This is a genomic window from Paenibacillus sp. GCM10012306 (genome assembly GCF_042649265.1).
Taxonomy (GTDB): Bacteria; Bacillota; Bacilli; order Paenibacillales; family Paenibacillaceae; genus Paenibacillus_AQ.
Window position 1 is genome coordinate 41,872 of the sequence record NZ_JBHRYW010000016.1, and the last position, 25,474, is coordinate 67,345.

Sequence of the window (25,474 nt, forward strand, 5' to 3'; positions counted from 1 at the left end):
TACCCCCTTTTCAAAATTGCTGCTTGGTTTAATGAGTGAAAGGACTAGTTCAGTTTGTAATTAGCCAGGTAATGGGCAATGCCGTCAATCTCTTCATCGGTCAGTCCCAAGTCCTTGGGGTTTGGCATCAGATTATTCGGCTTCACGCTCTTTGGATCATGCAGCCAGGTCTTCAGATTCTCTTCGACAGAAGCACCTTCAACCCCTGAATCATCATTGATCAAGATCCCTGCTATAGCTTCCCGTGAGCCGATACCGGTCAGGTTCGGTCCAACTGAAAGCCCCTGATCGCCTACCGCATGGCATTTCAGACATTGGTCCTTGAAGGTCTTGGCCAGCGCTGGATCTTCAGGAAGTACCGCTGCCGGCTTCTTCATGCCATCAATCCACTTCTGAAAAGCCTCTTCGCTAACGGACTTGACCTTAAATTCCATCAGGCCGTGGGAAGGTCCGCAGAGCTCCGCGCACTTGCCTCGGTAAACGCCTTCATTTGGCGCACTGAAGCTGAAGCGGTTAACCGTTCCCGCCGGGTTCGTATCAAGTTTACCGGATAATGATGGCACCCAGAAGGAGTGCAGTACATCGGCAGTCTTCAGTTCAAAGGCGATATCCTTTCCCTTGGGAATCACCAGATCCTGCGCCGTAGTTACACCATAATCAGGGTACTCAAACTCCCACCAGTATTGGTGTCCTGTTACCTTTACCTTAATTGCATTTTTGTCATTCCAATGATCATTACCGGCTGCAAACACCGCTTTTACCGTTGGAACCGCCAGAACAACTACGAGAATCAGCGGAATTACGGTCCAGAGAATTTCCAGCTTGATACTACCCTCTACCTGTTCAGGGATCTCGTTCTGCCCTGGCTTTCTATGAAACCGGATCATCACAAACGCCGCAATAGAGAAGACGATCAGCAGCACGATGATCATAATGGTAATCGACAGTTTCATGAGTCCAAACGAGGTGTCCGCCGCTGGTCCCTGCGGCCTGAGTGCCGACAAGTCCGCGCGTCCGCAACCGGTAAGAAGAATAAGTCCAAAAACTGCGATCATGGGAAGGAGTCGCCTTACAGCCTGCCACGTTTTCATCATTGATCTACCCCGCTTTTCCCGATTTCATAATTTTCCGTATTTTCCCTGTCAATTATAACAATCACTATTAATATAAGTTTAAGGGTGTGTTTTGTCAATCGTTCACAGCTAGTTCACAAAGTCTTTTCAGAGGCCTGAAAAGCTTGTCATTACTGAATTTATTGACGTTTTATGAAAACGGATACAAACATTATTTTATAGTGTAAGCGATTACAATTAAAATTGTGTCTATTAATTCATTTGACTATTTATACGTCTAATTGTTTAATAGAAAATTCGCGTATTCATTGCTGGGCTTGCTTTCAACGGTTTTTCTTCCACTTTTCACCAGCGTTTGGACGCAAAAAAAACCGCTTCCTGAAGCGGCACGCCGCCGGACACGGTTTATGAGAATCCTCATGGATGTAGTTACTCAGAATGTTGTCGTAAGAACGTCTGGTGATGATCAATCTCTTGAATTTAGGAGACGGATGAATTCATCTTTACCAGTTCATGCTCCACGACCATGGTCAGCTCTTCTTCATAGCCTCCCGTGATCCGATACTTTCGGACGTACTCCTTTACGAATTTCTTGGGATCTTTGGGCCGGAAAATACGTGTCATTTCCCGTAGACTTTCCTTAACTTCGTTATGACCTTTACTTGCCATGATCAGTTCCCTCCCAAAACATTGAAAATGAATGCTCCGTTGTAGAGAATGCATGATGAAAAGTCCGCCGTAACTCCGAAATGCAAGTCAGTATCCGTTACACATACGTAGCTCGCACTATCCGCTTGACGCTACTCCATTACTTACTACCCTTGGATGCATCATCTTGCAGGAGAAGCAGGTTCGTCGTGATTTGGGCTGAGAGCTTGAGATGCCTGTAATGAAAGCACCTCGACACTTTAATTACCCGAAGAGCCACTTACTGAATCACTCCTTTCGGGCCTTATCGTTATATTGTATCATATTCCAGCGTAACTTCCACCTTTCCTTGTAAAATGTGCTTATGGGAAATATTTTTATTTTATGTCATTCTGCTAGGGTGATCCTGCCTGTTTCCGGGTAAAATACATTCATCTTTCTACTCGGTAAGCCAGCCTGTCTGGATTAAGAAAAGAGGGCCGCCATGGATCAGCCACAGCCTATACTGCATGCACCCCAACACCCAATCCCTTTCATCGAAACCGCACTCCCTGAGGAAAGAGACACCAACAGTGTCCTGTTGGAGCAAGCACATCAGACCATCCTGCGGAGTTATCCCAAAATGCACAGTTTGTTATTGGTACGTCAAGGAAAGCTCATCTTTGAGCGTTATTATGGCCATTATCAGGCCGGGTCACTAAATGATCTGCGTTCAGTCACCAAAAGCTTCATCTCCCTAATGACCGGAATTGCAATCAAGCGTGGAGACATGCCCTGTGTTGAAACCCCATTCTGCGAGGTGCTGCATCGTCATCTTCCCTCCCAGCCTTCTCCCCAGCTCAAATTCCTCACTCTCCGCCATTTGCTTACTATGACCGCTGGCTTCAGCTGGATCACAGGCAAGAAGCTGGGCGAGCCACTGATCCGCAAGTTTCACAACAGCCGCCGCTGGGGGAACTTTGCTCTGAGTCTGCCAATTCTTCCTGACAGTATCGGGACCTTCCAGTATCGGAGTACCGACTCCCATCTAATCTCCTTGATGCTTTCAGAGTCTACAGGTGTAGATACTTTCAGCTATGCCCGCCAGCATTTCTTCACTCCCTTGGGAATTACCCATGTTGCCTGGAGCTCAAGTCCCGAAGGACATAGCATGGGCCATATCGGCCTATACCTTACCGCCAGAGATATGGCCAAGACAGCCCTTTGCCTGCTGAACGGCGGCTTCTGGGCCGGTGAAGAGATCGTCCCGCAGGCATGGCTGCAGGAAGCATTGAAACCCCAGACATCCGGCTATCCCGCCTTCGGTGCATATGGATACCAGTTCTGGAGCGGGACGATGAGTGGACAGCCCTTCCAGCTTGCCCATGGCCATGGCGGACAGCAGATTTTGTTGCTGCCACGTCTGGATGCCGCTGTGATTTTCACCGCAGAAACCAAAGTCAGACAGTGGAAGAATCCTCGCAGACTGATGGAGCAATATCTTATCCCTGCCATGAGCTGAGGATCACATACTTTGTCCACCACTCTCATAGAATGATGGGGAGAAGGAGTGTGATCCCTTTGTCCCCTTTCAGATCATCTACAGGCCTGCCCGACAATATCGCGGGTGCGCTATGCTATTTCTTCCCTTTTGCAGGTGGTATCGTCTTTCTGGCCCTGGAGAAAAAGAGCCGCTTCGTACTTTTCCATGCCTTGCAATCGTTGATCGCCTTCGGCACGTTGATGGTTGGGCATGTACTTAGCAGCCTGCTGCCGCTCATCGGCCCGTTCATTGCCGCCATTCTCTCCCTCTGTGGCCTGGTGATTTGGCTCCTGATGGTTTACCACGCGCTGGGCGGCAGGTGGTATCGGCTGCCTTGGGCGGGAGCCTTCGCGGAACAACAGCTTCGCCACATTTAATCTCCATCCTCTTGCGTAAAAAAGATTCCCTTTCACTCTTCCACTCCTTACAATGGAGAATAGACTACACTGGATCTTTGAAGCTGGGGGAAAAGAAATGTACTTATTTATCATAAATCCGCGTTCCGGGGGAGGCACAGGGCAGCGAACATGGCGAATCGTAGAGAAGCTGCTGAAGCAGCGGCTCATCTCTTACGAGGCCCTGTTCACCAAGGATGCTGCAAGCGCAGAACATGCCGTGCTTGCGGCCTTAGCCCGGCGGGAGCATTGGGAGGCTGCTGTCGTTGTCGGGGGAGATGGCACGATTCATAGCGTGCTCGGTGCTCTTCATCAGAGCAGAACCCAGCTTGCCATAATTCCGGCCGGTTCTGGTAATGATACGGCCCGCGGGTTCGGCATTCCGCTGGACCCGGAGACGGCGCTAGCGACCGCCACTGGTGGACGCTGGCTGGAGAGTGACCTGCTCTCCAGCAAGGATGGGTTCACCTTGACGGCTGTCGCCAGCGGCTTTGACGCTCAGGTGGCGGTCAATGTGAATAGCAGCCGCTATAAGCGCTTCTGCAACACCATCGGAGCCGGGCAATTGGCGTATATTATCGGCATCCTGCATACGCTGCTGACCTTCAAGCCTTGCCGAGTCAGCGTAGCCTGCGATGGCAAGAAGCATTCCTTCGAGACAGCCTGGCTAGTCTCGATCTGCAACCTGCCGGGCTATGGCGGCGGGCTACAGATCTGTCCGCAGGCGGAGGCCGGGGACGGCCAGCTCGACGTCTGCGTCGTGCACGGGTGCAGTCGCGGGCAGCTCCTGCGGCTGTTCCCTACGGTGCTGAAGGGCAGGCATGTGACCCTGCCCTTCGTCACCATGCTGCGCGGACGCAGCGTAGCTGTGACCTTCGAGCAGCCGCGGCAGGCCATTGGCGACGGCGAGAGCCTCGGCCTCGCGCCGCTCGCCGTGCGCTGCGAGCCTGGCGCGCTGCGCGTGCTGTCGCCGCAGGGCACAGCCGCGGCGCAGAGATCCTGCCAAGCCAGCGGCTAGGCAGGAGATTCACCGTCGTGCCGGATAGGACGGCACGACAAGAAGGCCAGCACGCGCGATAGAGCGCGTGCTGGCCTTTCTGCTGCTGCGCAGAATAGCCGCAGCAGAACAAGCCGGAAACCATGGGCAGCTGCCCGGGTTTCCGGCTTGTTACGACGAGTTGCTGCCGTCTAACCCGGCAGCAACTCGTCGTCTTCTACAAATGCAATTTGCCCGTCCGACAATGCAGCAATTCGCACGAGCGATTCCACGCGGTAGCCCGCTTCCTGCAGCAGCCGGTAACCCGGCTGGAAGGATTTTTCGATCACAATACCGATCCCGGCCACGCTGCCACCGGCCTGCTCCACAATCCTTGCAAGCCCGAAGGCGGCTTCACCGTTCGCCAGGAAATCATCGACGATCAGCACACGCTCGCCCGGAGCGATGAATTTCTTGGAGACGGTAATTTCATTGCTCTCTTTTTTCGTAAAAGAGTACACCTTCTCCACATAAATATCCTCCGTCAGCGTCAATGACTTCTGCTTGCGGGCAAAAATCAGCGGCACATCCAGCTCCAAAGCCGTCATGATACCCGGCGCAATGCCGGAAGACTCAATGGTCAGCACCTTCGTGATCTCTTCCCCTGCAAATCGGCGGGTAAACTCGCGCCCGATCTCCCGCATCAGAACCGGATCCATCTGGTGATTCAAGAAAGAATCTACCTTGAGCACACCTTGGCCGAGAACGATGCCTTCGTCGATTACTTTTCGCCTCAACAGCTCCATATGTACCCCTCCTTCTCCCACAGCAGTGGACCCATTCTTCCTCTCAGACTACAGCCCGGATGGCTTCTGAGGCATAAGGTTGCCCACAATGGATTTCAAATCATGGTCTTCCTTATGTTCATCCTTGGCGCTACCTGTGTCATACCCGGTAATCCGGATCTCCGAATAGTTAGCTCCTGCATTAACCGGTTTAAAAATCAGCTTCTCCCTGTCCTCCAGCCGCACCTCAAATTTCATGTCCTTGAACATGCCAATCAGCTCAGCCTCGCCAGGAATGGCGCCTTCATCCAAAAACAACAGCCCGCGTAGTGGCTTCGGACCTTCCGGATGCACAACTTCAAAATGAACGATACATTCCATACATTTCACCTCCCTGACATGATTTCGTTTTAGCTCAGCCTTATTCTTGCCCATCCTCGCTATGCATTACATATTTGCTATAGATGTGGCTGTAGCGATCACCGTACCGCTGTTCCAACTCGGCGCCCATATCCTGCTCCAGCTCGAACAGTACCATTTCTTGTGTAAAATGATTCAGCAATAGCTCCACCATCACCGGATGCTCGGTGACCACGGCCTGTGCCGTACCGTCACTGTAACGCATGCCCAGCATGCACCAGCTCCGGTCGATCACGAACGAGAATTTGCGGCCGTCACTGCGCGGCGGCTTCCCGCCAAGCGGCGTCCAGGCTGGCGGAGCACCGGCAGCATTGTCGCCGTCGAACGCCCACAGCAGCCTAACTCCCCGCAGCTCGGCTTGTTCCAGCTCGCTGCGCAGCAGCGTTGCTTCCTCCCGCCAAACATCGACCACAATCTCCTGCTCAGCCAGATTCAGCTGATGCATCAGTGCACCAAGCACGTTGCGGTCACCCTCAACATTATAGAATGACGGAGTTACCGGTCCGCCGCGTGGCATTTCATTCTCCATATAAGCGAGAGAGGTCTGGATCCGCCCGGAGATCATCGTCGACAGTTCCTCCGGATTCAGCACACTGTACCGCGCAGGCTCTCCTTCTCCGCATCGCACATATCCCTGTTGTGTCAGGCGCTGCAGCGCAGCATATACGTTAGACCTCGATACTCCGAGCTGTTTGGCTACTTCATAGCCCGAAGCTTGACCTTTGGTCGCCAGCTCCACCATAATTTTGGACTCCATCTCTGTGAAGCCCAGATTGCGCAGATGCAGCAGCAACTGTTCCATTCTTATGTCCCCCTAAGCTGACTGTAAAACTAAATTTGCTCCGAACCGCAGCGCGGGCACCACATGGAGCCTTTTGGAAGGTCCGTGCGGCAGATCTGGCATTTCACCATGTCCCGACCGCCGTGTTCCTCGCTGGTTGCTGCCGGATCTTGCTGTTCTCCCGATTTCCAATCACGGATGCGCCGATCCAGCTCAAGCTGCCGCATTCGCTCACGCTCCAACTCATCGGCATGACGACGCTCCTGGTCAACGTCCGAGCTGCTCTCATCATACTCATCCAGCGGCAGCTCATCCTCAGCAGGTCCTGCTTCAGAATACACAACAGCCGGACTCATCTTCAGCGCGATCTCCCGCTCCTCATCGGTCAAGTCTTCAGCACCATAGTATTGATGATCATCCTCTTCCTCGTTCACGGTGTACACCGGCTCTGCCGGGGTAGACGCTTTATACGTAAAAGCCGGTTCTTCCTGCTTGCGCCCGCAATGCGGGCAAAAATTGGCGTCCAGGGCCACAACCTGACCACAGGCGCATAGCCGCTCATTCTTCAGCTGGGCTATGCGGGAGCGCAATACGTCGATTCTCTCTTGATGTCTTGTGCAGACGCGAGACAGCTCGACCATTTTCCCTTCGGCCTCCGACATATCTCTCAAACGATATCCTTCGTAGAAAAGCCGACCCATTTTCATAAATTCAACTTCCATCTCACGCTCGATATCTGAAATCTGGTTATTTAGCTTACCGATCTCCACAGAACCTTGAGCTTTTTCGGTAACCCGGCTGGCACCGTCCTTGATACGCTGCAATAAGTTCATCGATGCTCCTCCTTCTCCACAGTGAAACGTGCTTCTATCATACCAAATGTGCCGCACAGATTCATTATTTACCGTTCTGTGTATAATAGTAAAAAATGAAACTCAGGGCAACATAACGGAAAATGGAGGGATTCACAATGCCGGCCAATGACCCAAAAAAACGTTATTTTGTCTCTGCAGCCCATGGCGTAATCCAGAATATCCGCAACGAGTCCAATGAATTTGAAGTCTACCTGAATAATGAGGAGCTTACGATCCTGAAGGACCTGTTAACGGGTCTGGAGAGTGACGATGACTATACATTCCTCCGCGCCTTTGTTCCGTTTAAATCTGCCGATCACGATGACGCCGCCCAGGAGTTTGATGACCAGACCATTGCCTTATACCGATATTTGTACGAGCATGGCAGCAACGACACCCAACAAATGATCAAGTCCCTTAATGTGTTAACCAAGCTGGAGAACACCGCTTATCAAGATGAAGGTTATGGCAAAGCGCACCCCTGAACAATAGATACGCAGGAGGCAACGCCTGTATGTGCAGTAATACGTAATTTAGCCCAGAACGTTTGTGAAGAATCCTTGAACAGCCGCCTGCCCGGACACCCGAGGGAATCCTTGGGTGTTCGTTTTTTTGCTTCCGGGGATATAGATCGGTTAAAATGGAGTCAGTCACATATAACGAAATCGGGAGAGAAGCAGTGGAAGACGAACAAGAAAGCCGCCAGCTTACGCTGAGTCAGTTGCAGGTACACGTAAAGGATCTTCAGCAATGGAAGTCCAATGAGGATTTTGCCAGACAGATTGAGGAATTCAGGGCATTACCGGCCCTTTACCGTCATGCTCTTAATGAGCTTCAGAATAAAATTGATATCATCAAGACAGAATGGCAGGTTCGGGACGGATTTAGTCCGATCGAGCATGTCAAATCCCGAATTAAGGAACCCAAGAGCATCATTCAAAAAATGGAGCGCAAGGGGTACGATCTTTGCCTTGAGAACATGGAGAACTATATTCATGATATCGCCGGTATGCGAATAGTTTGTGCATTTGTCAAAGATATCTACCGTTTAGTAGATCATTTAACTGTACGCGAAGATATGCGCGTTCTGGAGATCAAGGACTATATCGCCCATCCCAAGCCGAACGGCTATCAAAGTCTACATGTTATCATCGCTATCCCGCTGATCCTCCTCGAAGGGACACGCTGGGTAAAAGTAGAGATACAGCTCCGCACCCTTGCTATGGATTTTTGGGCCAGCATGGAACACATTCTGTATTATAAATTCGATAAACAGCTTCCGGCACATGTTGCGGACGAACTCAAAGAAGCCGCCCGCGCCGCAGATGAGCTCGATCAAAAAATGCTCCGCCTGCGTAGAGAGATCCTGGAACTCACCGAAGGCGACAGCAACGGTAGCAGTTTGCGTAAGACTTAAGGCCTGTTCTGTTTGAGCAGACTGACACCATTCCTAGTCATTGAACAGAATCTTAAGCCTTGGTAATGAGTCTATGACTCGATAGGCTGCCTCCTATATAATTGTTGATTGAACAACCTCTTCGTTATCTAAAAAGAACCTTCATGCCCAAGCTTGCTTAGTGGCGTCGAAGGTTCTTTTATATTGACTGCGACTGCTAACAGCTTATTTCTACTTCTTGCTTCTCATTGCTACTGCTAACGATTGCCTGCTACCGCTAATCATTACTTATTACTGCTAACCGCTGCTGATTACCGCTAACTACTACTCATTACCACTAACCACTGCTTTTTACCGCTAACCACTGCTTTTTACTGCTAACTACTGCTTATTGCCGCTAACTAACTGCTTATTACTTCTAACTAACTGCTTACTTTCTACTTTTTGCTTCTGGTCTGCACCTTACTCATCACTCGTTATCCCTACACCAAAAATAACGGGATTTTCTCCCGTTATTCAGAATTGAAACTCTATTTCCATTCATATAACTAGAAATTCTCCAGTTAATTTGCCCAATATTCCCCATCATCCGGCCAAACTACATGATTAACAGGAGATTTTCCTGTTAATTAGCGGATAACTCGCAAACTCTGCAAAATAACGTGAGAAATTCCTGTTAACCCCCGCCTCACCTACTCCGCAGGCAAAAATGTATCTAATACAGTAAAACATGCCTTAGCTTGAAAGGCGGCGGCCGTTCATTACTGCAATAGACTGCGATGCAGTGTTATACACTGTAATGCACTACGATTCACTACAACGCACTACAATTCACTGCAGCGCATTATAATTCACTGCAACGCACTGCAATTCACTACAACGCACTACAATTCACTACAACGCACTGCAATTCACTACAACGCACTGCAATTCACTACATAACGCACTTTACCACACACTAATGTACTGTTTTCCCCGATAGAACAAGTCCTAACACCTTTTCAGAACGCAATATCATGCCTTGCGTATATTCTGCGCCCGCTTAACAGCAGCTTCGGACACCCGTCGCATGACTAGATGCAGTCCCTCGCGGGCTTTGGGAGTCTGGGGCAACAGACGCTCCCACTCTTCCTCCGTTTCCATAGTCACCGGTGCGGAGGGGAGAGCACGGTCAGGGATTTCATGGAATAGCGTACCGGGCTGATGCAGGGAACCTTCGGCCGCCGCCTCGGCCAGCCACTCCCCGGAGGTGACCGGTGGTCCTTTCCGCTCAAGCCGGGACAATAAGGATGCCAGATCGTCCGGCTTTGCCGAGTCTTCCTCCGCAGCGTTCAACTGCTTCGCCTCTGCCCAAATTGCGAATGCTCCGTTCAACAGCTCCGTCTGGCTCATCCCCCGTAGTCCAAAAGCTAGCCATGGATCATGAGCCAACTGGTCTCTCAACTGCTTCAGCAGTTCGGTCTTCTCGCTTTCATGGAGACGGGTAAAATCCCCCTTCTCCAATTCAGCCGCAGACGGCAAAAGATATGTCTCAAGAATCGCATCAGCTATCCGCCCCTGAAGCAGCCCATACACTTCACTGGCTTGATCCGCCAGCATGCGTATAATGCCTCTCTTGGCATCCGCCTTCCATAGTGGAACCTCCAGACTGACCCGGTGATCAGCGTCCCATACCGCATTTATTTTGCCAGGGGAGACTTCCAGCTTCAGCTTTGGCTCTGATAACTCCCTCATGTGATCCCTCCTGTTCCCCTACCCACTCTACATCCAGTCCTGCCCCTGCAGCTCAATAAGCTCCTTCAATTCATGGTTGGACATTTCAGTCAACCACGTTTCACCAGAGCCAACTACCTGCTCCGAGAGGCTTTTTTTGCGTTCAATCAATTCATCTATTCGTTCTTCCAGCGTTCCCTGGCAGATTAACTTGTGAACCTGTACATTTTTGTGCTGGCCGATGCGGAAGGCACGGTCTGTTGCCTGATTTTCCACAGCCGGGTTCCACCAACGATCATAATGCACCACATGGTTCGCCCGCGTCAGATTGAGTCCAACCCCGCCGGCCTTTAAAGAAAGCACGAAGAATGTCGGCTCGTCTCCATTCTGAAAATCATGTACCATCTCGTCACGCTCCCGCTTCGAAATCCCACCATGCAGGAACAGCGGCGCCTTTCCGTAACGACGTGACAGCCTGCTGACAAGCAGTTCACCCATCGCGACATACTGAGTAAAGATCAGCGCAGACTCGCCAAGCTCGGCAATACTGTCCAGCACCTCGAACATGACCTCCATTTTACCGGATGGCTCACTCCGTAGGCCCCTACCTTCATCCCGTCGGAACAACTGCGGATGATTGCAGATCTGCTTCAACTTCGTAAGGGAGGACAGTACGAGACCACGCCGGGCCATACCAGAATGATCTCCGATAACCCCAAGCATTTCATCCACGACCCCTTGATAGAGCGCTGCCTGCGTGTCCGTAAGCGGACAATACGATTTGAGTTCCAGCTTCTCCGGAAGATCTTTAGAAATATCCGGGTCGCTCTTAAGCCTTCTAAGCAGGAAAGGCGACACCAGACGATGCAGTTCACGCAGTCGCTCTCCGCCTTCGCCAGATACATACCGCTGACGGAAGGCGTGATAGGTGCCGAGATAACCAGGATTTAAAAAGTGGAAAATAGACCATAGCTCACCAAGCCTATTCTCGACTGGTGTCCCCGTCATCGCAATCCGATGCGGTGCCGAGAGCTTCATGACACTCTGCGCCTGTTTGGTGCGGTGGTTCTTGATATACTGCGCTTCATCAAGTACAACCGTTGACCACTGCACGCCTGCAAGATCCTCACTGTCACGGCCCGCCAGGTGATATGTTGTCAGCACAATATCGTGGCTGACCGCCAGCTCCAAAAAGCCCTCGCCGCGGACCCGCCGACTGCCATGATGGATGTGTAGCGACAGAGAAGGTGCAAACCGCTGCAGTTCACGCTGCCAGTTGCCCAGAAGCGAGGTCGGGCACAGAATCAGTACCGGCCCCTTCTTTTCTCCCTGAGGAATTGTGAGTGCGCGGTCCAGTAGGCAGGTAATCACCTGCACCGTCTTTCCAAGACCCATATCGTCGGCCAGACAGACTCCAAAACCGAGATTGCCCAGTGCAGCCAGCCATTGATAGCCCCGCTCTTGATAAGGCCGCAGCGTGCCGTGAAGGTCGTGCGGGACAGGATGGTTCTCACCCCGCAGCACATCACCGTGCATGATCGAAGCCAGCAGACCGGAAGTTTCCATGCCCGTAACGGACATCCCTTTCCAGAGCCGCTCTTCGCCATCCTCTGCCTCCAGCCTCATCCAGTCCGCAGCAGTCATTTCACCGCTCTCATGACGCTTCATATATCTGAGGACTTGGCGAATTTCCTTCGGGTCCACCTCGACCCACTCACCCCGGAAACGGACAAAAGGAACCCCTGCCTCTACAAGTGCCTGCAATTCCTCTTCTGTGATCGAGGTCTCGCCTAGCGATGCCTCAATGCGGAAGGAGATCAGCTCCTCCATGCCAAGCGCAACGGCTGGTGGACCATCTAATCCTCCCGGCGGCTGCATCTTCATCTTCATGCCGACACGCCGACGCCCCTCACGGCTCCAGCGCGAAGGCATCTGCACCGTTATTCCCCGGGCCGTCAGTTGCTGCACCGTCTCCTTCAGGAAGAAATGCAGACGATGCGGCTCCAAATCTACGCCTTCAGGAGCTGGATGATTAAGTCCAGCCTGAATATCTGGCGATACCTTACCCGCACTTCCTAACGCCGCCAGAAACTGCTGCTGGATGTTGCGGTAGCGCCTGCCCCACAGCGTAAATTCCTGTTCATTGCTACCCCAGATGACCCCAGCAGGAAGCCAGAACTCCCCTTCTTCCCGATTCTCTGCCCAAAAAGACAATCGCCAAACTTCCGCGTCTTCACCGGGCGGCTCCAGACGCAGACCCAGGCCAATCTGCCCGCTCTGCTCCTCTTCTGCCTTGGTATGTGGGACTCCGCTTCCCGCAGTTTCATTCACACCGACCAGCAACTCATCAACCTCAGCCTGGGTCCCCTGCACCGGAATGTCACGGCTGCCAGTCAGTAGACTGTTCCACCACAGTTCCGTCAGTGGAGAGGTGCCGCGCCGATAATTAGCTTTGAAGGGAGACAATTCCCCCTCCATCCCGGCGATAATCCGCTTGATCTCGGTTGTCATGATCGCCTGCAAAAAAGAATACAGCACGTACGCCCCGGCATCCTCGCGGGACGTTATCTCACTCGCTTCAGCTGTGTGCGTTCCGAGTGCCAATACCGGCATTGAAGCTGCGAGCTGAAGAAAATACTCTCTATCCTCCGGTTTGCGAAAAGCAGGCGACCAGCAGGCCGCAGCTGCCTGTTCGCCGCCCCGGCGGCGTGAGCCAACCGGGCGCAGCGGCTGAGCACCGGGAACGAACCCGCCCGTGCCCATTAGCTCCAGGGCGAACCGGGCCGCGGCTGCCCAGTAGCGCAGCTCGCCTCCAGACTCTACGCCCTGGCTCAGACACTGCTCCGCGTCCCACGCGAGCAGCAATTCAAAAGCATCTTTGGGCGCCAAGGCCAGCCCCTCAAAGGTACGACCCGGCAGCGCACGGCGAACCGGCTTCCCTTCCACAGGCAAGACTGGATATTTCACTTCCGCCAAGCGCAGCGCTGCACTCGCAAAAGGACGCAGTCCTCCCTGCAGCTCCAGACGCTTGACCACCCGGGTCCACGCATCTACCTTCGGCTCAGATGTCTCGCCGGAGAAGCAAAATAAAACGTCTCCTAACCATATTGCATACAGATGCTTATTCATTGATGATCTCCTAATAAATAATTCAAATATATAAAGGATCAGATATCCTTGAAGTAAAGAACTTCATCTCTTCATCATATACGAAAAAGCGTCGATTTAAAAACCTTTCTGCTTTTTTTCTGCAGATTTCCAAGGAACCTCCCCTGCAACCGTAGACAATTCCGCCCGTATGCTATAATTGAGATTATTTAACAGGAGGTGGTATGGATCAATTCGCGAGTCCCTTTAATCCTAAATCGACGACAATTCATGACGGGTCTGATTTTATTCATTGCACTTAGTGTGCTTAGCATCCGTTATCCCGGAACAGATTCCTGGATGGATATCCTGCTGAATACCTTCGGGATTCCGCTATACAGCTCACCAGCAACCCGGACCGGCCTGCACTATTCCGGTATAGTATCACTAATTTTGCTTCTAGCCTCAATTGCCTTTTTCAACATGTCTCTGTCACGTCATCGGCTACTTCTCTTCATAGTCTTCATGATATTACTAACGAAAGTGCCAGACGGGCTGGTCAGCAGCTACCAGCGCTTGTTCGCTTCAGGTGTGTACGCACTCGAACTAAAACCGAAAAAAATAATATGCACATACAAGCTTGAGGGGGCAACTTACAACGGTCAATGTCAGCTACCTGTGCGCAATTACAGTGCCAATGGAGTCGTGGCAAAAGTAGTCCTTCAATTGCCTGAGCAGGAAGGCCACCCGCTAGCCGGGATCCCTATTCCCCTCTCTTCCCTTGAGCTGAAGCCCCATGATCGCGGTAGCTACACTGCTGAATTTCAGCTTCCTGCTACAGGAACTACAGGAATGGAAAGCGGACAAATGAGCGGATTTTCGGTCACCCTCATTGACAAAAAGCACAGCCGCACCTGGGAGCAATAGGATTCCCTATCAACTCAGCCTAAGCTGCCGTTTATTCAAGAACAATCAGGTAACAACAAAAAGGAGCCGCAGCATTCCTGCCGCGACTCCTTGACTTGTGTACCTCTCTATTGCGTTTCATGTCAGCTTCCAGCAGTGCAGGATAGCTTGTCCTACGCTGCTGAAGTTTTCATTTGAATTATTTCTTGCGGGCAATCGCTTCGATCTCAACCAGTCCATCTTTCGGCAAACGCGCTACTTCAATCGCACTGCGTGCCGGATAAGGCTCTTTAAAAAACGTGCTGTACACTTCGTTCACCGCTACAAAGTCATTCATATCCCTAAGGAACACTGTAGTCTTAATTACATGATCCAGTGAAGCTCCAGCCTCTTCAAGAATAGCCTTAACATTGTTCAGGGCTTGACGCGTTTGTTCCTGTACACCTTCTGCCAACTCGCCCGTCTCCGGATTCAAACCAAGTTGACCCGAAGTGTGCACCCAGCTCCCTGTAGCGATAGCTTGGCTGTATGGCCCGATTGCACCAGGCGCTTTGGATGTTGCTACTTGCTTCTTACTCATAATTGTTCCTCCCATATCCATGGATGATTTATGGTCCCATTGTACGTCCTGATCTCTGTCTAATGCAAACACCAATCTCCATAAGACTGTAAAACCACCCGTCCCTAGCCCTTGCCGATTACATGTATCACATCATTAGGATAGATATGTAGGCCAAGGGTGCCAGCCAGCGAAATATTCACCATAGCCCGAGCTACCGTTTCTGCCGGGATGGCTCTGTATTTAGCTACTTTGCCAACCATGGCGAAATCAAGCGCCGTCATCAGACCAGCTGCCATACGCTCCCCAAGCCTGAATTCCTTACGCTGCCCCAGCAACAGGGAAGGCCGGAACAGGTGTACACCTTGGAAGCCGGCCGCGATCAATCCTTCCTCGGCACGCCCCTTGGTCCGACTGTAGAAATTGCGGGACTTCGCGTCAGCCCCTATCGAGGAGACCGCCAGCAGCTGTCTTACTCCCTCTTCCTTTGCTATAGCGGCAGCCTCCAGTGGATAGTGAAGATCGACCCGTTCAAAATTGCTTTGCGAGCCCGCTGTTTTGATCGTCGTTCCGAGGCAACAGAACATCGTCTGCACGCCCCGGAACTGCTCTCTGTACCTGGACAGCTGCTCCCAATCCACTATCGTCTGTTTGAGTGAAGGATGCTTGAGCCCAATGGGACGCCTGACCAGCACTCTGACCTCATCCCAGGCTTCCCGGCGCAGCAGCTCCTGAGTCACTGCCTTTCCTACTAATCCGGTGGCTCCCAGCACCATTGCTATTCGTGACATTGCAGAGCCTCCTTTTTCAAAAAAATCATCATCATTCATATCACCTTCACGCATCTTTGAGAATTTTCCGGCCGAGAGTTGCAGCGAGTATGATCATCAGTATTCCGACAACTAGCTGCATGCCGAATACCTGTATCCATTGCGGCCAGTCCTCAATCCATTCATAGATTTTACCGCCAATCAGCGGACCAAAAAACGAGGAAATCCCCGTAAGCGCTGCATACATAGCCATATACATCGGCCGTTCTTTTTTAGGTGTATCGCCAATAATGAAGTTGAAGGCCAACTGATTGAAGCCACCAACACCCACCCCGAAGAAAATATGAGCGGCGAACAACACCACCAACATCGGCAGCACCGAAAGCAGGCCCCAGATCAGCGAGGAAACTGCAATAATAGGCAGCGTCCAAAGCAACAATCGTTTGTTGCTATATTTCGCATTCAAGTTCCCCCAGACATAGAAGCTGGCCATCATGAACACCGTCTGTGATACGTTGAGCAACGACAAGGTCTGATAATTGATATTCAACAGTTGCAGCATCACATAAGAATATAGTGGAACAACAAGATTTTGCAGCAAAAGCCAACCAGCAAGAAACAAGGTGGACTTCATGAACAGCGTATCGTGAAGCGGTTTCTTAAGCATCGGCAGGAACTTGTTTTCTTCAGACTTCTCGAACGGTACATCTGGATAAAACAGATAAACAATAATGTTAGCTGTTGAGAAGATCCAAACCACGATATACAAAATGAGAAAACCATGGCCCCCGGGATAACGGTCCAGAACGATGCCACCGCCGTACATCACCAGACTGCCCAAAGCATTTAGAAAAGTATTACGAATCCCAAAATAACGGCCGCGCACCTTTGGCGGAACCAGATCACTGATGACAGAGCTCCATAACACGGAGCCAGCTGTATTCGCAATGAAAGCGGTTGTATATAACGCTATAAAAGCTATCACCCAGTATTCTTTTGGAAAGATAAACGGTACCAGGCCGGTGGAACTCCACAGTATCCGGTGAAGGGCAACAAAAGTGACCATAGCCCACTTGCGGCTAGGCAGCTTCTGAATCAGGAACGCAACGCCAATCTGGCCGATATTAACCAGCGTCGTCAACGCCAGCACAAAACCGATCTGACTGGAGGTAGCTCCTAAATATAAGAGGAAGCCCGTAAGAAACTGCCCTTGAAGCAGGACCTGAAAAATCGTCGCTGGGATCCCCTCAAATGTGGCTATCTGCAAATTCTTACGCTGTACGGAGGCTTTGCGGATACGCTTGGGACGATGTACCGTGTGCCTGTTTCTCATGATGCTCATGGGGACGATAACACTCCTTTGATGCGGCTTTGGCTTCATTCTACTCCGCACCAATCTCCTGTCAATATGGCGAAATCACAAATAAAATTGGAGTCCTGTTCGGAGTGTTCTGCTTGTCCTAAATAGGCAGATACAGTGAAAAGATACTGCTCTTCCCCTCCTTACTCTAAACAGTGATGATGCCGCCGTCCTCAGCCATCTCTTCCTGAGTATTGGAATTATCGTTTTCTTCTATATAATTGCGATAAATTGATTATATAGAAGCTACTCCACCTAATTCATGGACTAGCCACGCTAAATCAGAATCCTCTGCTTTCCAAACTAACCAGATCTTCTCTGCGCTCTTACTACGATATTCTGCCTATCAATCCCGGAACGAACGTCCCCGGATCTTCTATTCATTTTAGGTAGCGATCTGCATGAATCCTGACTTGCCCGTTCCCCCTGGAGAAAGAGGTCGGCTTTTGTCACATAATAATTTTCCAAAAAAGCTTTCAATATTTTCTAAAATTTGATATAGTACAGATATAAATTAATTTTTAAAAATTTAAGTGATTATTTTCACATAATTAAGTATATCTTCTATGCTAGAATGCCATCGGAGATAAAACAAGTTAATTAAATTTTTCGGTATCTCTAACCGATATATGTCATGTAACAGCTACAATCAGGGGTCTTGCCCCAAAATTAAAGTGATAAATGTCATTTATAAAGTGATTTTTATCACTTCCAAAGTCGTTAAAATGTTTTACATTTTAATATATATATTTTAAACTATTTTCTTGGAGGTCATACCAAATGAAAAAAGCTTCTGTAATCTTGTCGAGTGCCCTGATCCTTGGTTTGCTTGCAGGCTGTGGCAGCAACAACAGCAACAATTCCACAACTGCAGCTAACACCCCTGCTGAAACAACTGCACCTGCCGCAAATTCCGGAAATGCTGGAACTGAAACTGCTAAGTATCAAGACGGCGTTTACTACGGAACTGCACCTGCTGATGAAAAAACTGGCTGGGAATCCTACGCTATTCTGACTGTTGAAGGCGGAAAAATCACTAAAGCCGACTGGAATGCTTTCAATGTAAAAACTGCTGGTGATCTGAAGAAGAAAGTTTCTGAAGACGGCAAGTACGGTATGAAAAACGGCGGCGCTCAATCGGAATGGCACGAGCAAGCTGCAAAAGCTGAAGCATTTTTAATCGATAAACAAGACCCTGCAGCAATTACCCTTGACGCTGAAGGCAAAACAGATGCAATCTCCGGTGTATCCATTCACGTTGGTGAACTGGTTGAAGCCGCTAAGGCTGCCCTGGCTGCTGGACCTTCCGAAGCAGGCCCTTACAAAGACGGTGGTTACACTGCAGAAGGCGAAATGGATGCCAAGTCCGGCTGGAAATCCACTGTAGCCCTGACTGTTGCTGATGGTAACGTTGTTGCTGCTAACTTCAGCGGTGTAAATGCTGCTGGCGATGACAAGAAACAATTCTCCATTGATGGCAAGTACGGTATGAAAAAAGGTGGCGCTCAAGCAGAATGGCATGAAGAGATCGCCAAAGCAGAAGCTTACTTCGTAGAGAACAAAGGCACTGCTCCTGCTCTTGATGCCGAAGGCAAAACAGATGCAATCTCTGGTGTGTCTATCCATGTTGGAGAATACTACACACTAGCAGCAAAAGCACTTGAAGGAGCGAAGTAATTTTCGCGAAAGCTCCTCTTGCAGTTAATCAGACGAATGAGGTGAATTTCTTTTGAAAAAAATAGTCATTTTGGGCGGCGGCTACGGCGGCGTACTCACGGCTAAAAAACTGGCAAAGAAGTTTAAGAACAACAAAGAAATCGAAATTACGCTTATTGACCGAAACCCCTACCACACTCTCTTGACTGAGCTGCATGAGGTTGCCGCAAACCGCGCTCCTGAGGATTCGATCAAGATTGATCTCAAAAAAATCTTTGCCGGATTGAAAGTCGATGTTGTACTTGATGAAATCAGCAATATTGATTTTAAAGGTAAAAAACTTAAATCCGAAAAAGCTACCTATGCGTATGACTACCTTGTCATCGGTACCGGCAGCAAACCAACCTACTTCGGCATTCCGGGCGCAGAAGAGAACACCTTCTCCTTCTGGTCCAATGATGATGCGGTTGCGCTCAAACGCCAAATCCGTGACATGTTCACCAAAGCGGCCAAGGAAAAGAATGCAGCGGTTCGCCGTTCCATGCTTACCTTTGTTATCATCGGTGCAGGATTCACCGGGGTCGAGTTGGTCGGTGAAATGGCCGAGTATCGTGAAGAGCTTTGCAAAGAATTCTATATCGATCCATCCGAAGTCCGGCTGATCGTTGCTGATATGGCACCTAAGATTCTGCCGATTCTTCCAGATAAATTGATTTCCAAAGCAACAGCTCACCTCAAAAAGTTGAACGTAGAGATCGTTACCGGAGCTAAGATCACTGAAGTAGGCAAAGGTAGCATTGCTCTCGGTGAGAAGAATGTCGTTGCTGCGCATACTGTAGTGTGGACTGCCGGTGTTGAGGGATCTGAAATTGTAGGTAGCCTCGAAGGCGAAGTTAAACAAGAGGGCCGCAAACGTATTGTTACTAATGAGCACCTTGAAAGTGTAGATCATAAGAACGTGTACGTTGTCGGGGATAACATTTTCTTCATCCCTGAAGGTGAGACCCGTCCTGTTCCACAGATGGTTGAAAATGCTGAGCAAGCAGCTCCAATCGTTGCGGGCAACATTGAAGCTGATATTAAAGGTACGGCGAAAAAAGCCTATAAACCAGGCTTCCACGGTACCATGGTATCGATCGGTAGCCGCTACGGTGTAGCAAATGTTGGTCTTCCAGGCAAACTGTTCATGCTTACCGGCTTCATGGCTATGCTTTCCAAGCACTTTATCAATATGTTCTATCTGTCCCAGGTTGTAGGCTTTAACAAAGTATGGACTTATATGATGCATGAGTTCTTCCATGTGGAGAACCGCAAGAGCTTCCTCGGCGGCCATTTCTCCAAACGTTCGCCGAACTTCTGGCTCGTTCCACTGCGCATTCTGCTAGGTTTCATGTGGTTGTTCGAAGGTATTGATAAGTTCAAGAAGATATGGGCCGATCCTAATAAGATCTTCCTGATTCCTGCCGCACCGCATGCTGTAGATGCTTCTTCCGCAGCCAGCGAAGCAGTTAATGCCGTTAAAGATACGGTGGATGCTCAATCCGCAGCTTCAGCTGTTTCCACCGCCAAAGAAGCAGTTCAAGCATTGCCAGTTCCGGACTTTGTACACAGCATTACTAACTGGTTCATGGATTTGATGTTCTATCAAGCAGACGGAAGCTACACCTTCCTTGCAAAATGGTTCCAAATCGGTATGGTTGCCGCCGAGATTGTCTTTGGTGTTATGCTGATCGTCGGTCTGTTCACTGCTATTTCTTCCATCGCCACCATAGGTATGGCCGTTATGATCTGGTCATCCAAGATGGCTTCGACGGAAATGCTCTGGTACGCTGCAGCAGCTGTTGCCTGCATCGGCGGTTCCGGAAGCACGCTCGGTCTGGATTACTACGTATTGCCTTGGCTGAAGAAGCAATGGAAGAAAATTCCGCTCGTAAGGCGCTGGTATCTCTTCACCGACTGACGCTAATTTCCTTTCTTATTAGGATTCACACATTTTAAATAATTATATTCTTAAAATGTGAAGTTTGTATGTTGTTTCAGCTTCATATGTTTGTTCTTCAGAGTAATGTGTCCACGGACACATTACTCTACTTATTTACGAGTGGTTTTGTAGGGATGATCGGGAATGGTTCCTTCCAGCAAAACCGACAAGAAGGAGAGATTCTTGTGAATAATCAACTTGCTCAAGAGACCTTCCGGTTGCTTCAGGCTGACATGTCGCCAATCGCCGGAATTCAGCTTCATCTCTCTCCGGTGGAATGTGAGCAACTGCTCCCGGTACTGGAACGCCATGATTTGGAATACAACCGCAAAGTTCATTTGCTGGGCATTTACACCATTCTCACCCTGGCTGCAAAACGCCATATGGAATGTGTACCACATCATCCCGACCTTACCCGCAACATTTTGGATGGAGACTATTTATATAGCTTTTACTTGCAATTTGCGGTGAAAACCCGCGAACTGGATCTCGTTGCTTATTTGGCTCCTTCAATCAAAAAAATGCAGATTAGACGGGCAAATGGAAACTTCGCGGAAGAGAATCTGGCTGTTATAATGGAGGAGTTCCTGATCAGGGAACAAAGACAACAGGGACGCACTAGCAAAGCCATTTGACAGGTGGGGATCATTAAGATGAAGCTGCATGAAGCCTTGAACATCGACCTGAAGGAAATAAATCGGGAGATCGAGAATCTGGTGGCGCGTGACAAGGATGTGCCCAAGAATTCGCAGCTTGCCCAAGGCATTCTGCAATTAGTCGGGTCTGGCGGTAAACGGCTTAGGCCGTTGATGGTCATCGTCGGGAGCCGTTTTGGCCGAAAGCTTCCCGGGCGCAGAGCTCTCCAGCTATCCGCAGCCGCGGAATTCATTCACGCCGCCTCCTTGATTCATGATGACATTATTGACGATGCAGAAGTTCGGCGCGGCAGACCTGCACTACATGTCACAACCGGCGTAGGTTCCGCCGTACATATCGGGAATTACATGTCTGCTCGGGTCATCGAGCTGTTAAGCAAATACACCGGAGACAAAAATCATTATGTTCATGATCTATCTGCTGTCGCCACCGCTCAGCTCTGCCTGGGCGAGTACCAGCAGTTAGAACATGCTTATGATTACGACTTTACCATGGAGCAATACCTGGAGAAGTCGCGCAACAAAACTGCGCTACTGATGGCTACATGCCTGCGCGTCGGTGCCTTGTCATCCGAAAGCACAACAGAGGTCGCAAACCTGCTGTACAACTTCGGTGAAGCGCTGGGCATGTCCTTTCAGATCCAGGATGATCTGCTGGATTTCACGCAGTCTGCGGAGATACTCGGCAAGCCGGCCGGCAGTGACCTCCGCCATGGCCAAGTCACACTGCCGGTGCTATTCGCCCTGCAGGACCCTGAGTTGGCCCCGGCCATCCGCAAGATCGGCCCCGATTCATCGGATGCCGAGATCACTCATGTACTGGGCCTCATCACCCGCAGCGATGCGCTGCTGCGGGCTGAACAGGTCAGCCGGGATTACCTGGACCAAGCTGCTGCCATTATCCAGCAGCTGTCATCCTACCCGGCGCATAACGACCTGGTCACCTTGCTGGAATACTTCTCAGCGCGTGACCATTAGCGGCGGGGGTTCTCGACACCCCCGCCAGAATCAAACAAGCCTCTACTCCCACCTTAGCGTGGTTGTAGAGGCTTGTTTTGTTATGTCTTGATCTTGCGTGTAGAAGCCACTTGCCGTTGTTTTTGGACTTATAACTAATTTGATCTTGTAACTAATTTGATCTTGTACCCCCCCCCCCCCAACTTTAACGATCCTCTGTACACGGTAAGCTGCTGCTTCACAAGATTAACTTAATTACTCATAGATTTAATTACTCTTATGCTTAACTACTCATGCTCTCCTTCGCTAGCGACCCACTCACTCTAATTAACTGGAAAATCTCCAGTTATTCGATCCTCTAACACCAAAAGAAAAAGATTAACAGGAATTTATCCTGTTAATCTTTGAATTTCAAGCTAAACAGAGGCTAATCTAACAAAACAACTGGATAAATTCCCGTTATTCATCCCCATGATCTGTTTCCCTTCGATTTAACAGGAAAATTTCCTGTTACTCAGCCTCATTCAAAGTTCTGTTACTCTCTCTTATTCATAATACGAGGTTCATTCATACTACGAGTAATAGCGATGGACTCACTATAGCATTAAGCCCAATCCACTCAATATAGCACTAATTCCAATACTCCCCGCAGTCGCGCTTAGCTTACCTAACCTTTCACTTTACCTTACCTAACCTTCCACTCAGCTAACGTAAAAATAATCCACCAGTGTACACAGCAAGATCACCATACTGATCACCTGATTCAGATTATACGAAGCCACCTTCATCAATTTGCGATTCGAGGGCTTGATGATCTTGTGTTCGGTCATTAGCAGAACCGTCGCTATGCCAATCCCGAGCAGATAGATCCAGCCTAGATCACGCCATACGTACAAGAAGAGCAACAGCATAATCATGATAAAGTGCAGCCCCTGGGCGATGCGTAGAGCATTCTCCAGGCCGAAAAAGCTAGGAATGGACCACAGTCCATGCCGGCGGTCAAATTCAATATCCTGCGTGCCGTAAATAATGTCAAAGCCAGCAATCCACAGCATGACTACCGTTCCAATAACGAATGGGGTGAAGGCAATATTGCCTGTCACGGCGAACCAAGCGCCGATTGGAGCCGAGGCAATCACAAATCCCAGGTACAGATGGCTCAGGAACGTAAAGCGCTTCGTATACGAGTACGAGGAGATTAGCAGAATAGCTACCGGTGAAAGCACCAGGCAGAGCAAATTCAGCATCCCAGAAGCCACAATAAAGATGGCATAGTTGATAATGATGAACAGAATGACTTCTTTCTCGACCAATAGTCGCTGTGGCAAATGACGGTGCGCTGTGCGCGGGTTAGCTTTGTCAAAAGCGCGGTCAGCCAGCCGATTGAATGCATTCGCACCATTGCGGGCGCCGATCAGAGCGATCAGTCCCCAGAGCATGACCCGGCCGGATGGCCAGCCGCCTGCTGCCCAGACCATAGAGATGATGGCAAACGGCAGCGAGAACAGCGTATGGGAGAACATGACCAATTCGCCGAACATTTTTATTTTTAGAGCAGCATTCTTAAAAGCATTGAATATCACCATAGCATGATTCCTCTTTCTTCGTTTCCTGTTGCACGCGGCATCGCTCACGGGTCTACCCCGTTGCTCACATTTACTTCGAGACTTGCCGCAGCACCTCATCCAATACTGTAATCATACCATCAATGTCTTCGGCTGTAACGATAAGCGGCGGCTGAAAAGCCAGCACATTGCGGTTGATTCCGTTCTTGCCGATTAGATAACCACGATCCTTCATCTCTTCCAAAATATCGTCCGTTAAGGTCGCAGCAGCAGCCGCATCGGCCCCTGTAAGCTCTGCACCCAGCATAAAGCCGGTTCCCCGTACATCAGAGATCAACGCCGGGTAACGTTCTTGTAGCGACGTAAGGCCTGCCTTCAGGTGAGAGCCGAGTGAGGCTGCACGCTCTTGAAGCCCCTCAGTACGGATATAATCAAGAACAGCGAGGGCTGTAACAGCTGATACCGGATTTCCCCCAAAGGTGGAGGCAGATGGGCGGTTCAGCGAGAGTGCAATCTCATCCGTGGTGGCGAAAGCCGCAACCGGCACGCCGTTACCAAGCGCTTTGGCCATGCTGATGATATCCGGCACAACACCAAAGTGCTCCATCGCAAACATGGCGCCGGTTCGCCCAAAACCAGTCTGAATCTCATCGGCAATCAGCAGCACACCGTATTGATCCAGCAGCGCCTTCACCTCACGGAAATACCAGGAGACCGGCATGATCATGCCCCCGTTACCCTGGATCGGCTCAGCGATCAGTGCGGCGATAGTATCTCCTTTTTCCTCCAGCACACGTGCCAGACTCTTCAGCGAAATCTCTGCCGCCTCTTCCAGCGTCAGCTCCGGATGATAGGGCCGTTCGATAAACGTAACATCCTCATCGAGATAACGATCCGTTCGCCACATGGGCAGCCCTGTCACACTCATCGTCAGGTTAGTTCGTCCATGCAGGCCGCTTTCGAGGGCAATAAAGCCTTTGCGTCCGGTGTGCATCCGGGCCAAGAGCAACGCTCCCTCATTAGCCTCTGATCCGCTGTTGACGAAGAAGGTCCGGCGCAATCCACCCGGCAGCACTTCCTCCAGTCGCTCCGCCAGATCTACAGCTGGCTGCGTTAGATAGATCGTTGTTGTATGTTGTAGCTGCTGAAGCTGAGCTATCGTCCGTTCGGTAATCGCCGGATTACAGTGACCGCAAGCCACTACAGAGACACCAGCGAAGAAATCTGTGTACTCCTTACCCTTTTCATCATAAACAAACTGCATATTCCCCCGTACGATCTGTGGAGAATCGCGATAAAAATGCGCTGTGCAAGGATAAAAGTATTGCTTGCGTTTGGACACTACTGCTTCTCTTCCAATAAAATTGCCTTGTTCCATAGCGGGTTCCCTCTCTTTCTGATGCTTGTAAGTCTG

23 protein-coding genes are annotated in these 25,474 nt (G+C 50.2%); 10 read left to right on the forward strand and 13 right to left on the reverse strand.

Going from position 1 to position 25,474, the window contains the following annotated elements; all coding sequences use genetic code 11:
- Positions 1 to 44: 44 nt before the first annotated feature.
- Positions 45 to 1,094, reverse strand: coding sequence for a cytochrome c oxidase subunit II (gene coxB / locus ACFORK_RS25915; protein ID WP_379204574.1), 1,050 nt, complete (start codon positions 1,092 to 1,094; stop codon positions 45 to 47).
- Between the two features lie 459 nt (positions 1,095 to 1,553).
- On the reverse strand, positions 1,554 to 1,742 hold the full coding sequence (locus tag ACFORK_RS25920) for a hypothetical protein (protein WP_042123803.1): 189 nt from the start codon (positions 1,740 to 1,742) through the stop codon (positions 1,554 to 1,556).
- A 463-nt stretch (positions 1,743 to 2,205) separates the two neighbouring features.
- Here ACFORK_RS25920 and ACFORK_RS25925 point away from each other — a divergent pair, with 463 nt between their 5' ends.
- From ACFORK_RS25925 to ACFORK_RS25935, 3 genes are read left to right on the forward strand one after another with little or no spacing between them, the layout of a single operon-like run.
- A complete protein-coding gene (locus tag ACFORK_RS25925; protein ID WP_379204577.1) occupies positions 2,206 to 3,222 on the forward strand; it encodes a serine hydrolase domain-containing protein in 1,017 nt (338 codons plus the stop codon).
- A 59-nt stretch (positions 3,223 to 3,281) separates the two neighbouring features.
- Complete coding sequence (locus ACFORK_RS25930; RefSeq protein ID WP_379204579.1) at positions 3,282 to 3,620, forward strand: DUF4870 domain-containing protein; 339 nt, start codon at positions 3,282 to 3,284, stop codon at positions 3,618 to 3,620.
- A gap of 52 nt (positions 3,621 to 3,672) precedes the next feature.
- Complete coding sequence (locus ACFORK_RS25935; RefSeq protein WP_379204581.1) at positions 3,673 to 4,656, forward strand: diacylglycerol/lipid kinase family protein; 984 nt, start codon at positions 3,673 to 3,675, stop codon at positions 4,654 to 4,656.
- Positions 4,657 to 4,826: 170 nt separating this feature from the next.
- On the opposite strand, the gene ACFORK_RS25940 is transcribed toward ACFORK_RS25935, so the two are convergent.
- Genes ACFORK_RS25940 through ACFORK_RS25955 form a run of 4 tightly spaced genes read right to left on the reverse strand, consistent with a single transcriptional unit; the run spans position 4,827 to position 7,433 of the window.
- The gene (locus tag ACFORK_RS25940; RefSeq protein ID WP_379204583.1) at positions 4,827 to 5,420 is read right to left on the reverse strand and encodes a xanthine phosphoribosyltransferase; all 594 of its coding nucleotides are present in this window, start codon (positions 5,418 to 5,420) and stop codon (positions 4,827 to 4,829) included.
- Between the two features lie 48 nt (positions 5,421 to 5,468).
- On the reverse strand, positions 5,469 to 5,780 hold the full coding sequence (locus ACFORK_RS25945; RefSeq protein WP_379204585.1) for a hypothetical protein: 312 nt from the start codon (positions 5,778 to 5,780) through the stop codon (positions 5,469 to 5,471).
- 40 nt (positions 5,781 to 5,820) lie between these two features.
- Complete coding sequence (locus ACFORK_RS25950) at positions 5,821 to 6,621, reverse strand: TrmB family transcriptional regulator (protein WP_379204587.1); 801 nt, start codon at positions 6,619 to 6,621, stop codon at positions 5,821 to 5,823.
- 29 nt (positions 6,622 to 6,650) lie between these two features.
- On the reverse strand, positions 6,651 to 7,433 hold the full coding sequence (locus ACFORK_RS25955; RefSeq protein WP_379204589.1) for a zinc ribbon domain-containing protein: 783 nt from the start codon (positions 7,431 to 7,433) through the stop codon (positions 6,651 to 6,653).
- Between the two features lie 137 nt (positions 7,434 to 7,570).
- Here ACFORK_RS25955 and ACFORK_RS25960 point away from each other — a divergent pair, with 137 nt between their 5' ends.
- Complete coding sequence (locus ACFORK_RS25960; RefSeq protein WP_379204591.1) at positions 7,571 to 7,939, forward strand: hypothetical protein; 369 nt, start codon at positions 7,571 to 7,573, stop codon at positions 7,937 to 7,939.
- 236 nt (positions 7,940 to 8,175) lie between these two features.
- Positions 8,176 to 8,871 carry a GTP pyrophosphokinase gene (locus ACFORK_RS25965; protein WP_379204674.1) on the forward strand — a complete coding sequence of 232 codons (696 nt, stop codon included), beginning with the start codon at positions 8,176 to 8,178 and terminating at the stop codon, positions 8,869 to 8,871.
- 993 nt (positions 8,872 to 9,864) lie between these two features.
- On the opposite strand, the gene ACFORK_RS25970 is transcribed toward ACFORK_RS25965, so the two are convergent.
- Entirely contained in the window at positions 9,865 to 10,584 is a 720-nt protein-coding gene (locus ACFORK_RS25970; protein ID WP_379204593.1) for a hypothetical protein, read from the reverse strand.
- 27 nt (positions 10,585 to 10,611) lie between these two features.
- A complete protein-coding gene (locus tag ACFORK_RS25975) occupies positions 10,612 to 13,692 on the reverse strand; it encodes a DEAD/DEAH box helicase (protein ID WP_379204595.1) in 3,081 nt (1,026 codons plus the stop codon).
- A 249-nt stretch (positions 13,693 to 13,941) separates the two neighbouring features.
- On the opposite strand from ACFORK_RS25975, the gene ACFORK_RS25980 reads away from it, so the two are divergent.
- Positions 13,942 to 14,577 carry a hypothetical protein gene (locus tag ACFORK_RS25980; protein WP_379204597.1) on the forward strand — a complete coding sequence of 212 codons (636 nt, stop codon included), beginning with the start codon at positions 13,942 to 13,944 and terminating at the stop codon, positions 14,575 to 14,577.
- A 178-nt stretch (positions 14,578 to 14,755) separates the two neighbouring features.
- Here the strand turns inward: ACFORK_RS25980 and ACFORK_RS25985 are convergent, their stop codons facing one another.
- The 3 genes from ACFORK_RS25985 to ACFORK_RS25995 all read right to left on the reverse strand — a co-directional run bounded on the left by ACFORK_RS25985 (position 14,756) and on the right by ACFORK_RS25995 (position 17,227).
- The gene (locus ACFORK_RS25985) at positions 14,756 to 15,136 is read right to left on the reverse strand and encodes a RidA family protein (RefSeq protein ID WP_379204599.1); all 381 of its coding nucleotides are present in this window, start codon (positions 15,134 to 15,136) and stop codon (positions 14,756 to 14,758) included.
- 104 nt (positions 15,137 to 15,240) lie between these two features.
- Positions 15,241 to 15,906, reverse strand: a complete 666-nt coding sequence (locus ACFORK_RS25990) for an oxidoreductase (protein ID WP_379204601.1) — start codon at positions 15,904 to 15,906, stop codon at positions 15,241 to 15,243.
- Positions 15,907 to 15,952: 46 nt separating this feature from the next.
- Entirely contained in the window at positions 15,953 to 17,227 is a 1,275-nt protein-coding gene (locus tag ACFORK_RS25995) for an MFS transporter (RefSeq protein WP_379204604.1), read from the reverse strand.
- Positions 17,228 to 18,025: 798 nt separating this feature from the next.
- On the opposite strand from ACFORK_RS25995, the gene ACFORK_RS26000 reads away from it, so the two are divergent.
- The 4 genes from ACFORK_RS26000 (at position 18,026) to ACFORK_RS26015 (ending at position 22,516) form a co-directional block, all read left to right on the forward strand.
- A complete protein-coding gene (locus tag ACFORK_RS26000; protein WP_379204606.1) occupies positions 18,026 to 18,922 on the forward strand; it encodes an FMN-binding protein in 897 nt (298 codons plus the stop codon).
- 52 nt (positions 18,923 to 18,974) lie between these two features.
- Positions 18,975 to 20,861 carry an FAD-dependent oxidoreductase gene (locus ACFORK_RS26005; RefSeq protein ID WP_379204608.1) on the forward strand — a complete coding sequence of 629 codons (1,887 nt, stop codon included), beginning with the start codon at positions 18,975 to 18,977 and terminating at the stop codon, positions 20,859 to 20,861.
- Between the two features lie 206 nt (positions 20,862 to 21,067).
- A complete protein-coding gene (locus ACFORK_RS26010; protein ID WP_379204610.1) occupies positions 21,068 to 21,517 on the forward strand; it encodes a hypothetical protein in 450 nt (149 codons plus the stop codon).
- 18 nt (positions 21,518 to 21,535) lie between these two features.
- Complete coding sequence (locus tag ACFORK_RS26015; protein ID WP_379204612.1) at positions 21,536 to 22,516, forward strand: polyprenyl synthetase family protein; 981 nt, start codon at positions 21,536 to 21,538, stop codon at positions 22,514 to 22,516.
- A gap of 680 nt (positions 22,517 to 23,196) precedes the next feature.
- Here the strand turns inward: ACFORK_RS26015 and ACFORK_RS26020 are convergent.
- Both ACFORK_RS26020 and ACFORK_RS26025 read right to left on the reverse strand, forming a co-directional pair.
- Positions 23,197 to 24,081, reverse strand: coding sequence for a UbiA-like polyprenyltransferase (locus ACFORK_RS26020; RefSeq protein ID WP_379204615.1), 885 nt, complete (start codon positions 24,079 to 24,081; stop codon positions 23,197 to 23,199).
- A gap of 70 nt (positions 24,082 to 24,151) precedes the next feature.
- Complete coding sequence (locus ACFORK_RS26025; protein ID WP_379204617.1) at positions 24,152 to 25,438, reverse strand: aspartate aminotransferase family protein; 1,287 nt, start codon at positions 25,436 to 25,438, stop codon at positions 24,152 to 24,154.
- Positions 25,439 to 25,474 lie beyond the last annotated feature (36 nt).

What these genes read in the sequence shown, in the direction of transcription:
- coxB (WP_379204574.1), bottom strand. Translation starts at nt 1,094, where the DNA reads ATGATGAAAACGTGGCAGGCTGTAAGGCGACTCCTTCCCATGATCGCA.
- ACFORK_RS25920 (WP_042123803.1), bottom strand. Translation starts at nt 1,742, where the DNA reads ATGGCAAGTAAAGGTCATAACGAAGTTAAGGAAAGTCTACGGGAAATG.
- ACFORK_RS25925 (WP_379204577.1), top strand. Translation starts at nt 2,206, where the DNA reads ATGGATCAGCCACAGCCTATACTGCATGCACCCCAACACCCAATCCCT.
- ACFORK_RS25935 (WP_379204581.1), top strand. Translation starts at nt 3,673, where the DNA reads ATGGAGAATAGACTACACTGGATCTTTGAAGCTGGGGGAAAAGAAATG.
- ACFORK_RS25940 (WP_379204583.1), bottom strand. Translation starts at nt 5,420, where the DNA reads ATGGAGCTGTTGAGGCGAAAAGTAATCGACGAAGGCATCGTTCTCGGC.
- ACFORK_RS25945 (WP_379204585.1), bottom strand. Translation starts at nt 5,780, where the DNA reads ATGGAATGTATCGTTCATTTTGAAGTTGTGCATCCGGAAGGTCCGAAG.
- ACFORK_RS25950 (WP_379204587.1), bottom strand. Translation starts at nt 6,621, where the DNA reads ATGGAACAGTTGCTGCTGCATCTGCGCAATCTGGGCTTCACAGAGATG.
- ACFORK_RS25955 (WP_379204589.1), bottom strand. Translation starts at nt 7,433, where the DNA reads ATGAACTTATTGCAGCGTATCAAGGACGGTGCCAGCCGGGTTACCGAA.
- ACFORK_RS25960 (WP_379204591.1), top strand. Translation starts at nt 7,571, where the DNA reads ATGCCGGCCAATGACCCAAAAAAACGTTATTTTGTCTCTGCAGCCCAT.
- ACFORK_RS25970 (WP_379204593.1), bottom strand. Translation starts at nt 10,584, where the DNA reads ATGAGGGAGTTATCAGAGCCAAAGCTGAAGCTGGAAGTCTCCCCTGGC.
- ACFORK_RS25975 (WP_379204595.1), bottom strand. Translation starts at nt 13,692, where the DNA reads ATGAATAAGCATCTGTATGCAATATGGTTAGGAGACGTTTTATTTTGC.
- ACFORK_RS25980 (WP_379204597.1), top strand. Translation starts at nt 13,942, where the DNA reads ATGACGGGTCTGATTTTATTCATTGCACTTAGTGTGCTTAGCATCCGT.
- ACFORK_RS25985 (WP_379204599.1), bottom strand. Translation starts at nt 15,136, where the DNA reads ATGAGTAAGAAGCAAGTAGCAACATCCAAAGCGCCTGGTGCAATCGGG.
- ACFORK_RS25990 (WP_379204601.1), bottom strand. Translation starts at nt 15,906, where the DNA reads ATGTCACGAATAGCAATGGTGCTGGGAGCCACCGGATTAGTAGGAAAG.
- ACFORK_RS25995 (WP_379204604.1), bottom strand. Translation starts at nt 17,227, where the DNA reads ATGAGCATCATGAGAAACAGGCACACGGTACATCGTCCCAAGCGTATC.
- ACFORK_RS26000 (WP_379204606.1), top strand. Translation starts at nt 18,026, where the DNA reads ATGAAAAAAGCTTCTGTAATCTTGTCGAGTGCCCTGATCCTTGGTTTG.
- ACFORK_RS26015 (WP_379204612.1), top strand. Translation starts at nt 21,536, where the DNA reads ATGAAGCTGCATGAAGCCTTGAACATCGACCTGAAGGAAATAAATCGG.
- ACFORK_RS26020 (WP_379204615.1), bottom strand. Translation starts at nt 24,081, where the DNA reads ATGGTGATATTCAATGCTTTTAAGAATGCTGCTCTAAAAATAAAAATG.
- ACFORK_RS26025 (WP_379204617.1), bottom strand. Translation starts at nt 25,438, where the DNA reads ATGGAACAAGGCAATTTTATTGGAAGAGAAGCAGTAGTGTCCAAACGC.